At 43.2% G+C, this 13,636-nt stretch carries 12 protein-coding genes and 4 tRNA genes; 8 read left to right on the top strand and 8 right to left on the bottom strand.

Features of this window, described 5'->3' with window-relative positions; translation table 11 throughout:
• Positions 1–25 precede the first annotated feature (25 nt).
• Positions 26–622, bottom strand: a complete 597-nt coding sequence (gene wrbA, locus ACS72_RS08530; RefSeq protein WP_005223327.1) for an NAD(P)H:quinone oxidoreductase — start codon at positions 620–622, stop codon at positions 26–28.
• 110 nt (positions 623–732) lie between these two features.
• Between wrbA and ACS72_RS08525 the strand changes: the two genes are divergently transcribed.
• Entirely contained in the window at positions 733–2,016 is a 1,284-nt protein-coding gene (locus ACS72_RS08525) for a YihY family inner membrane protein (protein WP_004809745.1), read from the top strand.
• Positions 2,017–2,139: 123 nt separating this feature from the next.
• On the opposite strand, the gene ACS72_RS08520 is transcribed toward ACS72_RS08525, so the two are convergent.
• Positions 2,140–3,066 carry a DMT family transporter gene (locus ACS72_RS08520; protein ID WP_004809746.1) on the bottom strand — a complete coding sequence of 309 codons (927 nt, stop codon included), beginning with the start codon at positions 3,064–3,066 and terminating at the stop codon, positions 2,140–2,142.
• A 106-nt stretch (positions 3,067–3,172) separates the two neighbouring features.
• Between ACS72_RS08520 and ACS72_RS08515 the strand changes: the two genes are divergently transcribed.
• Positions 3,173–3,973, top strand: coding sequence for a helix-turn-helix domain-containing protein (locus ACS72_RS08515; protein ID WP_048881835.1), 801 nt, complete (start codon positions 3,173–3,175; stop codon positions 3,971–3,973).
• A gap of 59 nt (positions 3,974–4,032) precedes the next feature.
• Here ACS72_RS08515 and ACS72_RS08510 read toward each other — a convergent pair whose 3' ends face one another.
• Both ACS72_RS08510 and ACS72_RS08505 read right to left on the bottom strand, forming a co-directional pair.
• Positions 4,033–4,674 carry a fumarylacetoacetate hydrolase family protein gene (locus tag ACS72_RS08510; RefSeq protein ID WP_048881834.1) on the bottom strand — a complete coding sequence of 214 codons (642 nt, stop codon included), beginning with the start codon at positions 4,672–4,674 and terminating at the stop codon, positions 4,033–4,035.
• A gap of 31 nt (positions 4,675–4,705) precedes the next feature.
• Complete coding sequence (locus ACS72_RS08505; RefSeq protein WP_004809751.1) at positions 4,706–5,203, bottom strand: YcxB family protein; 498 nt, start codon at positions 5,201–5,203, stop codon at positions 4,706–4,708.
• Between the two features lie 171 nt (positions 5,204–5,374).
• Between ACS72_RS08505 and ACS72_RS08500 the strand changes: the two genes are divergently transcribed.
• Positions 5,375–6,676, top strand: coding sequence for a hypothetical protein (locus ACS72_RS08500; protein ID WP_048881833.1), 1,302 nt, complete (start codon positions 5,375–5,377; stop codon positions 6,674–6,676).
• 101 nt (positions 6,677–6,777) lie between these two features.
• Here the strand turns inward: ACS72_RS08500 and ACS72_RS08495 are convergent.
• The 4 genes from ACS72_RS08495 to ACS72_RS08480 all read right to left on the bottom strand — a co-directional run bounded on the left by ACS72_RS08495 (position 6,778) and on the right by ACS72_RS08480 (position 7,458).
• A tRNA-Arg gene (locus ACS72_RS08495) sits at positions 6,778–6,854 on the bottom strand.
• Between the two features lie 296 nt (positions 6,855–7,150).
• Positions 7,151–7,227: transfer RNA gene (locus ACS72_RS08490), tRNA-Arg, on the bottom strand.
• A 48-nt stretch (positions 7,228–7,275) separates the two neighbouring features.
• A tRNA-Arg gene (locus ACS72_RS08485) sits at positions 7,276–7,352 on the bottom strand.
• A 16-nt stretch (positions 7,353–7,368) separates the two neighbouring features.
• Positions 7,369–7,458: transfer RNA gene (locus ACS72_RS08480), tRNA-Ser, on the bottom strand.
• A 262-nt stretch (positions 7,459–7,720) separates the two neighbouring features.
• Here ACS72_RS08480 and rnr point away from each other — a divergent pair.
• From rnr to ACS72_RS08455, 5 genes are all read left to right on the top strand, one after another.
• A complete protein-coding gene (gene rnr, locus ACS72_RS08475; protein WP_048881832.1) occupies positions 7,721–10,168 on the top strand; it encodes a ribonuclease R in 2,448 nt (815 codons plus the stop codon).
• 79 nt (positions 10,169–10,247) lie between these two features.
• On the top strand, positions 10,248–10,802 hold the full coding sequence (locus ACS72_RS08470) for a hypothetical protein (RefSeq protein WP_048881831.1): 555 nt from the start codon (positions 10,248–10,250) through the stop codon (positions 10,800–10,802).
• Between the two features lie 69 nt (positions 10,803–10,871).
• Positions 10,872–12,911: a M3 family metallopeptidase gene (locus ACS72_RS08465; RefSeq protein ID WP_048881830.1), complete on the top strand. Its 2,040-nt coding sequence runs from the start codon at positions 10,872–10,874 to the stop codon at positions 12,909–12,911.
• 40 nt (positions 12,912–12,951) lie between these two features.
• Positions 12,952–13,152 (top strand): YheV family putative zinc ribbon protein, encoded by a 201-nt coding sequence (locus tag ACS72_RS08460; protein ID WP_171056624.1) that lies wholly within the window; start codon positions 12,952–12,954, stop codon positions 13,150–13,152.
• 28 nt (positions 13,153–13,180) lie between these two features.
• Entirely contained in the window at positions 13,181–13,612 is a 432-nt protein-coding gene (locus ACS72_RS08455; RefSeq protein WP_048881829.1) for a hypothetical protein, read from the top strand.
• The last annotated feature ends 24 nt before the right edge of the window (positions 13,613–13,636 follow it).

Below are 13,636 nucleotides of genomic sequence, written 5' to 3'. Positions count from 1 at the left end.
AGCTTATTGTCCTGATTGAGAATTATTAAACCTGATTTAACTTTAAAGCTATTTCTGCCAAGCGCTTACCCTGTGCTTCACATAGTACCTTTTCATCCTGGCTTAGTGCCTGATCATGGCGTGCACCACTGACATGGCTGGCGCCGTAGGGTGTACCACCCGTTTTAGTATTTGATAATGCTGGAACAGCATTACTTAGTCCCATGATCATCATACCGTGGTGGAACAACGGCGGAAGCATACTCAGTAATGTACCTTCCTGGCCGCCATGCATTGCACCAGAGGCTGTGAACACGCATGCCGGCTTAGCATGCAAAGCTCCATTCAGCCAAAGACTGGTGGTCTGATCCCAGAAATATTTCATTTCAGCAGCCATATTGCCAAAACGTGTTGGCGAACCCACTGCCAAAGCAGAACAGTTCGCCAATTCATCTAGTGTACAGTAGATATCCCCTTCCGCTGGAATACTCGCCTCTGCTTCTTTTACCACAGTGGAAAGATTCGGCACCGTTCTGATCTTCACTGCCATACCTGCGGATTCAACCCCATTGGCAATCAGATGTGCCATCTCTTTGACTGAACCATATTTGCTGTAATATAAAACAAGGACATAAGGTTGCATATGATGAATGTTCGATACTAAAAAAAGAAAACTATACGGTATTTTTCTGTTTTTTTGGGTAAGCTGAACCAGAAAATTCATGATGTATAAGAAATTGAGACAACAAGCGCATGATCGTTGAATACTTAAAGAAATTACCTTTTTATGAAAAACACTGGTTTCAATTTATTTTATTTGTACTTAGGCGCTTTGAGGCGGATCGTTGCCGTGAACAGGCAGGCTCATTAACTTATACTACTTTGTTTGCTGTAGTACCAATGCTGACGGTTTTTCTGGTGATCATCTCTTCAATTAAGGCACTAGAACCTGCACGTCAGCAACTTCAGGAAATGATCTATACCAATTTCCTGCCCAAGACCACCATTGCCTTTGATAAAGCCCTGAGTGCTTTTACTGACAAATCCAGCAATCTGACCATCATCGGGATCCTGTTCCTGTTTATTACCACCGTGATGATGCTGACCAGTATTGAGACAGTATTTAACCGGATCTGGCGTGTCACGGAAACACGTGGCGGGATTATCGGCTTTATGCGCTATTGGACCATTATTTCTTTGGGTCCAATTTTACTCGGTAGCGCTTTCGTGATTTCTTCAACTGTAGCGTCCATGAATGTACTGAGCAATAATTTTGCCGGCTACGAATTGAATGGTGCTTTTATACTGTGGCTCATTTCATTTTCTTTGACGATTATCGGCTTCTTTATCCTGAACTGGACCATTCCTAACCGCAGTGTACCGATCAAATCTGCATTCGTGGGCGGTTTATTTAGTGCAGTGGTCTTTGAACTCTTAAAGAACCTGTTTGGCTTTGTTATGTCCAATTTTACCAGTTATGAAATTGTCTATGGTGCTTTTGCAGCGGTTCCTATTTTCCTGCTCTGGATTTATCTGTCCTGGAATATTGTCCTGCTCGGGGTTGAGATCAGTTATGCAATCACTGCATTTGAATCGGGCCAAGATTGCAAAATCCATCCAATTCTGATGTTACTGGATTTACTGGAGCTGTTTTACCGCAAGCAGAAAACTGGAGAAAGTATCAGTGAAGCACAGGCACTCGAAGTTTTAGGACGAGATGAAATTGGCCGTCTGCCAAGCTATATCAGCATGTTTGAAAAACAGAATCTGATTAAACGTACGGAGGATAATGAATATGTCTTGGTACGTGATCTGGATCAGGTCAATTTCTGGGATTTCTACCTCAAACTTCCTTATGCCTTGCCACACACACATCAAATTGAAAATCTTCAGATCAATGACCTCTGGATGCAGCGACTACAACCCAAATTACGAGAAGCAGATCATTATTTAGCGGAAAATCTGGGCATTCCACTTTCAGAGCTGTTTAAGCAAAAGGAAATGCAGAATGAAACTCAAACTCCACCTAAGCCTTAAACACTTCAATAAAAATCCTCTCTTATGAGAGGATTTTTATCGGGAATTATATAAGTAAGTTTTTCAGTAAAAATTTTCACTGTGTTATTCACGTTTTTTTAAACACTATCGATAACCAATATTTTAAGGAACTACTTTTATATTTTTCGGCTTTAGCCATCCCTGCAAACTTACTAACACGACACCCAGCATGACCATGATCGTACCGATAATAAAGTTCATCTCAATTTCTTCATCCAGTAACACAATTCCAAAAATCATACCAAAAACCGGTGTTAGAAAAGAAAATACACCCAGACGTGAAGCCAAATATTTTTTCAGCATCCAGAACCAGATCAGATAACTGGCAAAAGAAATGACCACTGTATGAAAAATCAGACTAGAAATAGATAAGGTTGTCCAGTTCACCGTTGCTTGTCCTGTCATCCACGCAAGTGGTAACAGCACCATGCCGCCCATCAAGAGCTGATAGAACAAGGTTTGTGTTGCTGGAGCTTCAGCTAATCGTGTTAATCGAACACTCACAGTGGTAGCAGCCCAAAATATACCAGCCATTAAAGCCAACAAATCTCCCCAAAGCATACTGGCTTGCATAGCCTGACCAGTGTGGCTACGAAATAAGAAACTCACCACGATCCCGCTAAACGCAACGAGAATTCCACCCCACTGTAATGGAGATAAATGTTCTGAAGGAAGTTTCCAGTGCAATCCCAATGCCACAAAAATTGGTGCGGTATATAGTAATACGATGGTATGTGAAGCAGAGGTATAACGCAGTGCTTCAGCGACCAGGTAAAACTCTAAAGCGAACAATACCCCGACCAGCAAACCTGCCGGAAGATAGCTACGGCTCCATAGCTGGCGCCTTACACCTGCTTGAATCAAAAGATAAACCATTAATGCAGATAAGGCTGAACGTAATGCAATCTGCATCAAGGCTGAAATATCTGGTGCTGCCAGCTTGAGCACTACCTGCTGTAGTCCCCATAACAGACACAGGACAAACATGATTAACGAAGCTTGCGCATCAAGCGCTTTACGCTGCTCCACAATTTCAACTCTACGCAAATTATCAAAGATGCACACTATAAATCTGTCAGAAATAAAAGATATAATTTAAAACAGACAAATAATCGCATTATTCAGGCAATCTAACGTGAGAAGCAATAAAACAGTCGCTCAAGATATTAAGCAACTTAGAACCAATGATGATATTGACGCAGCTCTGTGGATTAATTTTCGTGAAGACCCGGCCCTGTCAGTCTATCCATTGCATGGTCATGCCTGGGGAGAGTTTATCTATGCTTTTAATGGCGTCATGGAAGTAAAGATTGGGCATATTGATTATATTACCCCTCCGCCTTACGGTGTATGGCTACCACCTAACTTACAGCATAGCGGTTTAAATCGTACCGATGTTTCACATGGAACTTTTTATATTCATGAAAGTTTATGTACAGCTTTACCAAATCAGCCGGGGATATTATTAACCAGTCCTCTGGTCACTTCACTCTTGCAGCATTTAAAATTACATCCGACTGATGTAAGGTCAGAAGAGCATCAACGTTTATTACACGTGCTGCTTGATCAGCTTAAACAGGCACAGGTGATTGGCAGTTATTTGCCGCATACTGAACATCCTCAACTCAGGCAAATTCTGGATTACCTACATCAAAATCCAGAGAATAACAGTACCTTGCAGCATTTGGCAGCTATGCATAACCTGACTGAACGCACCTTGGCGCGCTACTGCCAGAAGGAGCTGAGAATGTCACTCAATGAATGGCGGCAGCGTCTGAAAGTCATCAAAGCCATGTCGATGCTGAAACAGCAAAAAACTGTAGAAAATATTGCCTTTGATCTGGGCTATGCCAATGCCTCAGCCTTTATTCAAATGTTTAAGCGCTGGATGGGCTATACACCTGATCAATTCAGGAAGATTCATCAAGCCAGTTAAAAATTTTAAATAAAAATAAAGGAGCCTTTCGACTCCCTTATTTCCACGCAAGACTCAGCTTATTTCACAAAGGTGGTCCAGATATATTCCTGGTTTTTACCCTTTAAGGTCATTTTCAGCTGTTCACCGGAGTGCAATGCTGCTACACCCGCTGGTGTACCAGTCATTACCACATCCCCTTCTTCTAGGGTAAATACCTGACTGATATCTGCCAGCAATGTTCCCACATCAAAGATCAGTAAAGCAGTATCGCCTTTCTGACGCAGTGCATCATTTACATGCAGCGTATAGTGTACATCTTTCCAGTCATTTACTACGTCTTCAACTGACACCCAGTCAGAGAGCAGGCAAGCGCCATCGTAAGCCTTGGCACGTTCCCATGGCTGGCCTTTTTTCTTAAGGTCATCCTGCAAATCACGTAAAGTCAGATCCAGACCCAAAGTCACAGCACCCACTGCTTCTAAAGCTTTTGCAGGATCAGTTTCATTTTTCAGGGTACGGTCAATACGCAGGCTCAGCTCACATTCATAATGACAGCTGCCCAGATCACGATTCCATTCAATTCCTGCATCCAGATCGCCTAATGCACTTGGTGGCTTGATAAACAGGACCGGTCGATCCGGAATGGCATTACCCAGCTCTTTGGCATGATCTGCATAACTGCGGCCGACACAAACGATCTTGGATGGACGTGTACTCATGATTGACTATTTTCCCTTTTAAATATTGAAATTATTTCTTGAAAGTACGTTCGAAAATGCTTTGTTCGGTGGCATCGGCAAAGGCGCGTTTAGGTACGATCACCACAGTACGATTTTTAAGTTCCAGCATATAGGTCAGCTTGCCTTTGGCAAAGTTTTGCACTTCACTGTAATGCACGATCTTGTTGCGGCCATTATGGAAGATTTCAGCATGGTCCTGATACAGGTCAATACCCTGCTCGCTCTTGCCGAACTGGTATTTTACAAACTGGCGTTTGAACATCATCGGCAGGAACCAGTAACGCATGATGCCCTGTAAAAGCAGAAAGAATGCACCCAGTGCCACGTAATAACGCCCTACCCCATCAAAGCCCATAGAAAAGCCCCAGATGATGATTCCGACACTTACCAAAGGAGTCAGAAATCGGCTGATCTGCTTTTTGCCAAAAGTGGCCAAAGCAAATCCATCCTGAGATTCTTCTAAAGTCAGAAAATAGCGGGTCGATAAAGTCGGTGCTGACTCAGTCATAGCATCACATCAAAATATAAAAATCCTTGGCTCATACTATATCAAATTCACTGCTATCCCCATTAGCAAAATGTATTCGGAAATGAATTACATATCTTTGCTTCCGCTGGTTATAAAAATCGTTTTTAATCCACAACTATCAGAATAATAAAATGCACAACAGGACGTTGTATGAAATCACTAAAATCGTGTCTGCTTCTTTGCCTCTGCACGACTTATATTCCTTTCAGCTGGGCGAAAATTATTCCCTGGACGCCGGCACTTCCGAGCAGTATCGATGTCTTTTCCGGTAGTCCACAGCAGCTAGCGGATTTGACCGGTGACCGACTATTCATCTATGCACATCCTCGACAATCCTTACAGCTTCCGACCTTTAAGCAGGCAGCTGCTCAAAGCGTACAATTTTACAGCAGTGCGGTGGTATTACCGATTCCTGAGGCTCAGGTTAAAAAACATCTTTTAAATTATCAGGGCTATGCCGGCCTGTTTCCAGCGCTCAAATCCGCTCGGATTCTGGAGTCCCGCGGACACATCCAGCAGGTGTGTTATCAGGTACATATTCCTACGCCCATTCCAGTGCTGAATTTTAAGGAAAATGTGGTGATGCAGCATCATGTGTCAGAAAACAGTATTGAAACTTTGATTGTGGATGCCCCAATTCCTTATGGTGCTGGACGGCTGGAATGGTTTGCACTTGGAGCAAATAAAACCTTGGTCACCGTGACGCAATGGGGCGACTTAAATCAGCCGAAAGGCTTTCTGTTTAGCAAAATTTTAAATGCTTTACCTGAAGCTAAACTGGGTATTCCTGCTGGTACCAATGCGTTCCTGCTTGAAGCTTTACAGCAACGTTTTAAATCCCAGTCGAGCATTCCATTATCTGCAAGCCAGATCCCTCAAGTACATTTTAATGCCGGGCAAATTCAGAAGATCACTCAACTGAGTCAGCAGTCTGCCCAGCCTGTCAGCTTTATTCTGCCTGCACGTCAGCTCAAATATGGTCAAGCCTCAGAAAACATGCGTTTTAGTAGCAGTTTTCATTATTATCCACAACCGGTTCAGAAACTGCAGCCTTGGCTTGCAGCTGATGCCAGTCAGCAATTATTCCCACGACAGATTCGTAAAGTGGAACTCAATCCAGTGAATCGTCAGCAGATGGATGCTAACTATAAGGTATCGGTTGGGTTGGGAGTGATCCAGATTCCATTCGATTTCAAGCTTCGTTATCAACAGCCCTCACCTTTGCAAAGCCAGTTTGATGCGATTGGCGGAGATTTAAAATTTGTAAAGGCAGGAATGAAACTGCTGCCACAAGCTCATGGCACTTTATTTCAAATGACCAGCAGTATGAAGATTCATGATCAGGCCCCATTTTTATTACGTGCCATGCGCAGTATGCCTTATCACGATATTCTGCCAGCAGTTGGAGCAAATACGGTCTATACACTTAAAGTACAGCAAAAGCTGAAGTAAATTTAAAAGCAGTTATTGTTTTTTTATATCTATAAATTAAAAACTACAGACGTAAAAAAACCGCATCAATGTGCGGTTTTTTTGAGAATTTTTATCAAGATTGGTGCGCTCAGAGAGATTCGAACTCCCGACCCCTTAGTTCGTAGCCAAGTGCTCTATCCAGCTGAGCTATGAGCGCGACGTCTTGATGGGGTGCATTATATATGTTTTTCTAAACTTGTTAAGTCTTTTTTAATAAAAACCCAACCGAACGTACAGTAAATAAACGATATGGTTAAATTCAGGTTTTATAGGTGAATTTTCCTGCAGATTTATATTTAAAAGCAATTAATAGCGTATCAGTTTTCGACCTTAAGCTAGTTTAGCTATCAGATTGATAGTGGCATAGCGAAAATTAAGCGCTGGCATTTGAGCCTAATTCTAGAAAATTTCAGGCACAAAAAAACCGCAACATGTGCGGTTGATTGTTCAAGTTGGTGCGCTCAGAGAGATTCGAACTCCCGACCCCTTAGTTCGTAGCCAAGTGCTCTATCCAGCTGAGCTATGAGCGCGTAACTTGTGTGCCTAGGTTGGCAATACGTTTTTCTGCTTAACTTACTTGGTGCGCTCAGAGAGATTCGAACTCCCGACCCCTTAGTTCGTAGCCAAGTGCTCTATCCAGCTGAGCTATGAGCGCGCGACGTAAGTAAGCGTGGCGGTGAGAGAGGGATTCGAACCCTCGATACAGTTACCCGTATGCGTCCTTAGCAGGGACGTGGTTTCAGCCACTCACCCATCTCACCGTAACGTGCCGCCATAATACAAATTTCGGCATAGCACTGCAAGCAAAGCTTTAAAAAAAAGTGCAGTTTTTTGCTCAATTAAATACTTTTTAAACAATTCATCTGTTTTTCTACACTTATTGCGCGAAAAAGCTCCGCTTTCTAACCAATAGTCGAAAATCCGCCGAAAAACGGAAACTTAAACAGATTATTGCAATCATTTACGTGCAGTCTGAGCGCACATGTCTTATGCTAATCCCATCTCCTAGGAAAATTTAAAGACATGATGAAAAATTGGGTCGATCCTGAAGCAAAAGCTGAAGCTGAACGTTATGACAACCCTATCCCAAGTCGCACGCTGATTTTAGAAACCATAGAAAAGAATAATGCCCAGTCGCATGCCGACCTGGTGGAACATTTTGAAATTGCAGATCAAAAAAGTATTGATGCCCTGAGTCACCGCCTGATTGCCATGGTGCGTGATGGCCAGTTAATGAAAGATGGTTATAAATTCCAGATTGCTACTGAACAACCGGAATATGAAGCCACGGTGTATATTAATTCTAAAGGCATGGGTACAGCCAATATTTCCGGTCAGGATGATCTGTTACTGCCCGAGCGTGAATTGCGTCAGGTCTTTAATGGTGATCGCGTTAAAGTCCGCCAAACTTCAGTCGACCGCAAAGGTAAGGCCTGGGGTTTTATTACTAAAGTAGTACAACATCGTGTCAAACAGGTTATTGGTAAAGTCTGCCAGCATGAAGGTGAATATTTCGTACAACCTGCCAGCCCGAATGCGCATCAGCCGATCACCCTAGAAAAAGAACTGATTGAACATGCTCAGGTCAAAGTTGGTGATTCGATTCGTGTCGCAATTGATACCTATCCAACCAAAGAAGAATTTGCGACTGCGCATATTATCCAGTCAATGGCAGATAAAGCAGATACAGAAATCATCATTCCACAAACCATTCTGGAATATGGTCTGCCTTACGAATTCCCTGATGAAGTCATCAAAGAAGCAGAAAGTTTTAAAGAACCCAATGCTAAGGATCGAGAAGGCCGTATCGACCTGCGTGACCTGGCTTTAGTCACCATTGATGGTGAAGATGCCCGCGACTTCGATGATGCGGTGTATGCAGAAAAACGTCCTGGCGGTGGTTATCGTGTTGTCGTGGCAATTGCAGATGTGAGCCATTATGTCCGTGTTGGCAAGCCACTGGATGACGAAGCTCAGGAACGTGGTACATCGGTCTACTTCCCGCATTATGTCTTGCCGATGCTGCCTGAAGCACTCTCCAATGGCTTATGTTCCTTAAACCCTAATGTTGACCGTCTCTGTATGGTCTGCGACTTAAAACTGTCACGTGCAGGCCGTGTGACCAGTTTTGAGTTCTACCCTTCTGTGATGCATTCCAAAGCGCGTCTGACCTATAACCAGGTTGCACAGTATTTTGACGGTGACAGTAACGCGATTACTGAAGATCGTGATGTACGCAAATCACTGAATACACTGTTCCAGCTGTATCAGGTGCTGAAAGAATTGCGTGCAGATCGTCATGCAATGGAATTCGAAACTGTCGAAACCTATATGACTTTCGATGAGCTGGGTGGTATTCAAGAAATTCTGCCACGCACCCGTAATGATGCGCATAAGCTGATTGAAGAGTGCATGTTGCTCGCCAACGTGGCGGCGGCAGAATATGCGCTGAAAAATGAAATTCCAATGCTGTACCGTGTGCATCAGCCACCAGAGTTTTCCCGTATTCAGAAAGTACGTGACTTCGTCAAGCTACTCGGTCTGAAATTCCCGGAACAACCCACCCAGAAAGATTATCAGGAAGTGATTGAAGCGACCAAAGACCGTATTGATGCCCCAAGTATTCATGCAGTCCTGTTACGCTCAATGATGCAGGCCTACTACGGTGCGAAGAATGATGGTCACTTCGGTCTGGCATATGATGCCTATACGCATTTCACCTCGCCGATCCGCCGCTACCCTGACCTGTTGTTACATCGGGCGATTAAAGCACAGTTGGCACAAAAACCATATCCGATTTCGGGTGCATCGCTGGATGATGCCGGTGAGCATTTCTCTTCAACTGAACGTCGTGCTGATGAAGCTTCACGTTCTGTAACGACCTGGTTGAAATGTCACTACATGCAGCAGCATCTGGGTGAAGAATTTGTTGGCATTATCAGTGCGACTGCAGAATTTGGTCTGTTTGTTACCCTGAAAGATCTCTATGTCGATGGCATGGTACATGTCAGTCAGCTCGGTGATGATTTCTTTGTCTTTGATCAAAGCAGCCAAAGCCTGGTCGGCCAGAACCGTGGGCAAATTTTCGGGCTGGGGGATGAAGTCAAGATCAAGGTTGCCGGGGTGAATCTGGAAGAACGTAAGATTGACTTTGAACTGGTACAACAGTTAACCCATGCCGGCCGTCAAATCCGCGCCCGTGCCCCCCGTGTCGCAGAGAAAAAGCCTTTAGTCCGTCCGGAAGCGACTGAACAAGTCTTTGGCAAACATGAACGCGAGTCCAAAGCCAAAGATAATGCAGATGGAGAACAACCCATACGACGCAAAAAAGACAAAGGAAAACCCAGTTCCTACAGCAAAAAGCCTGCTAAAAAATCTGCAGGAAAGCCTGAAACAAAGGATAAAGGTAAGGTAAAGAAAAAGGCCAAAGTGAAAAAGAAAAAATCCAATGCAAAGCCAAAGGGTGAATGATTTTCACAATTAAAAAGAGCGCTACGGCGCTCTTTTTTTATTTATAATCAATATAATAACTATAAATAAAATTAGAAAAATGGATGTACTAAATATCATAACATTGGTTACTTCATTACTAGCTTTACTCGTAACCTATGCAGTATTTAAGTCAGATCAGCAACCACAAATTCTTATTTTTGCTACGCCTCATTATGGAAAAGAATCTGTAATTCAACTTCATGTTAAAAATATCGGCAAATCCATCGCTCACAATGTAAAAATCTTTAGCAATCAGCCTGTCCCTCGTGCAGCATTCGGAATTGAAAAGTTAAATTCTGATAAACAGTATTTTAATACTGGTATTTTTAAAAGTGGAATCAAAGTATTTCCACCTAAACAAAGCTACATATACGATTGGGGACAATATGGAGGCCTCAAGGAATCATTAAATAATACTCCCATCACTTTTACGGTGACATATTCTTATAAACATCCTTTAAATCTTTGGAAAACCAAAATCATTAATATCTCTACAATTGATATAAATGAACTAGAGTCGCTTCCCTCTTCCAATGGAGGCTTATTAGAACAATTGAAAAATATCAATAAATCATTAATAACCTTAAATCAAAAGATTGAGAAAAAACTATAGATATCTTGATTTCCTAGCTTAAAACCCCTACATCTAGATTTAACATAGGAAATAAATCGGCAGACCGACATGACTTTAGAAAAGGCGACTTTGCCTGTTCCACAATTTGATCAGATTACGCTAGCAGAACTGAAACAAAAGATTGAAAGCTGTATTGCTGAAGGTCAAAAATTCCTGAATGAACTTACCGAAACACCGGATTCAGCTCAGGAACAGCTTGCCATTTTGGAACATGTCGACACACTTGAAAATAATATGAGTGAGGCTTGGGGCATTCTCTCGCATCTCAATGCCGTAAAAAATAATGCGGAAACGCGTGAAGTTTATCAAGCCTTATTACCGGGTTTAAGTGAATACTATACCCAACTCGGCCAACATACGGCACTGTATCAGACTTATCAGCATGTGCATGATGCACCAGTATTTACTGATCTGCCTGCAGCACAGCAAAGCGCGATTAAATTAGCACTGCGCGACTTCAAACTTTCTGGTGTAGCGTTGGAAGGTGAAGCGAAAAAACGTTATGCAGAAATTTCCGCACGTTTATCTCAGCTGTCTTCAGATTTTTCGAATCATGTATTGGATGCGACTCAAGCCTACTTCAGACCATTAAATGAGGATGAGCTGGCAGGCTTATCGGCAAGCAATATTGAACTGCTCAAACAATATGGCAAACAGCATGAACTGGATCAGCCCGTAGCCACCCTGGATTTCCCATCCTATTTAGCCATTATGACGCATTCAGAAAACCGCAGTCTGCGTGAGGAAATCTATAAGGCCTATACCACACGTGCATCAGATCAGTCCGACAAGTCTGAATTTGACAATACAGCTGTGATGGAAGAAATCCTGAGTCTGCGTCAGGAAATGGCTGTACTCCTCGGCTTTAACAACTATGCTGAATATTCACTGGCCAGTAAAATGGCACCGAGTGTTGACGCCGTAGATGAGTTTTTACGTGATCTGGCTGAGCATGCGCGTGCGCCTGCTGAAAAAGAGATTGCCGAGCTGAAAGCAATTGCAGCAGAAGATGGTATTACCGAGCTGCAACCTTGGGATAGCAGTTATTATTCTGAAAAGCTGAAAATGCAGCAGTTCAATCTATCACAGGAAGCACTAAAACCTTATTTTCCGACCCCAAAAGTAATTCAAGGTCTATTCAGCATTGTGAACCGTCTGTATGGCATTCAGGTCATCGAACGTGAAGCTCCGCTTTGGCATCCGGATGCACATTATTTTGAACTGGAAGATCAGGGTGAAGTCATCGGTGGTTTCTACTTTGATCTGTATGCCCGTCAAGGTAAACGTGGTGGTGCCTGGATGAGTGGTTTCCGCTCTCGCATGCGTACCCATGACGGCGTACAAAAGCCCATCTGTTATATGGTCGGCAACTTTACCCCACCGGTCGGCGACAAACCTGCCCTGCTAAGCCATGATGAAGTGATTACCCTGTTCCATGAATTTGGTCATGGTCTGCATCATATGCTGACTGAAGTAGACAATATCTCTGTTGCTGGTACACATGGTGTGGCTTGGGATGCAGTTGAGTTACCAAGTCAGTTCATGGAATTCTGGGCCTGGGATCAGGACAGTCTAAATCTGCTCAGCGAGCATATAGAGACCAAGGAAGTCCTACCAGCAGATCTGTTGAAAGCGCTGCTAGATGCCCGTTTCTTCCAGTCAGGCATGCAAACCTTACGTCAACTCGAGTTTGCCCTATTCGATCTGACCATTCATCGTGCCAATCCAGCGCTGAACGCTGAACAGGTTCAGGCGACCTTGAATGAGATCCGAGACAAATATGCCGTGTTGCCAACGACACCGTATAACCGTTTCCAGCATAGCTTTAGCCATATCTTTGCAGGTGGCTATGCTGCCGGATATTATTCTTATAAATGGGCAGAAGTACTGGCCAGTGATGCCTTTGACCGTTTTGAAACAGAAGGTATTTTCAATACTGATACGGGTCATGCGTTCCGCAAGAACATTCTGGCAGTTGGTGGGAAAGACACTGCATTAGATGCTTTCGTAAACTTCCGGGGTCGTGAGCCGAAAATTGATGCCCTACTCCGTCATCAAGGTTGGACGAATACGGTAAAAAATGCTTAAACTAACGGTTTAAATTAATCAATAGGTGAGTATGATGACCATCAAGCGTCGTTTCATTGCAGGTGCTAAATGTCCAAAATGTCAGGCGATGGATCGGATTGTCATGCTGACCTCTGGCGAGAATGAATGGATTGAGTGTATTGAATGTGGCTATGAGGAAAACCGTCCAACCCACGTTGAGCAACCTGAAGTTCCTGCTGTACCTGATGAAGTGGGTGTGATTCAGTTTAAACCGCGTTAAGTATAGAAAAATAAATAAGGTTGAACATATGAGTGTAGAGCAAAGGCATAGTTCTAAACTTTTAATGGGGATTATTGGGGCTTTAGTTACTGTCGTGATTCTGGTATTTGCTTATCAGTGGTTTAGTGCATCTTCATCTCAGGGAATACCTGAACAGGAAACTGTAACAGTTACTCCTGCTCAAGAGCCTATTAAGACTGAGGCAACGGCTCAAGTAGCTCCAATTGAAACAGAAGCAAATCTTGCCAATCGATTGGTACAGGACGATCCCATTAAAGCTCCAGTACCTGAAAATCCTGCACTGGCCAAAGAGGAAATATCCCGTCTGGAAGATATCCAGTCACAGCTAGATGAGCAAAAAGCCATGCTAGATGCTCAGCACAAGGATGCCGATGAACTGATCAGGCTGAAGGAAGAACAGCTCAAGCTGCTGGAAGCCCAACTTGCAGAAAATTCATAATTTTTGATCAAAATAGTTCGCTAG

The sequence above is a fragment of the Acinetobacter sp. VT 511 genome (assembly GCF_001077515.1).
Taxonomy (GTDB): Bacteria; Pseudomonadota; Gammaproteobacteria; order Pseudomonadales; family Moraxellaceae; genus Acinetobacter; species Acinetobacter schindleri.
Note: the sequence above shows the minus strand (reverse complement) of the source record. Positions and strands in the feature narration are given on the sequence as shown.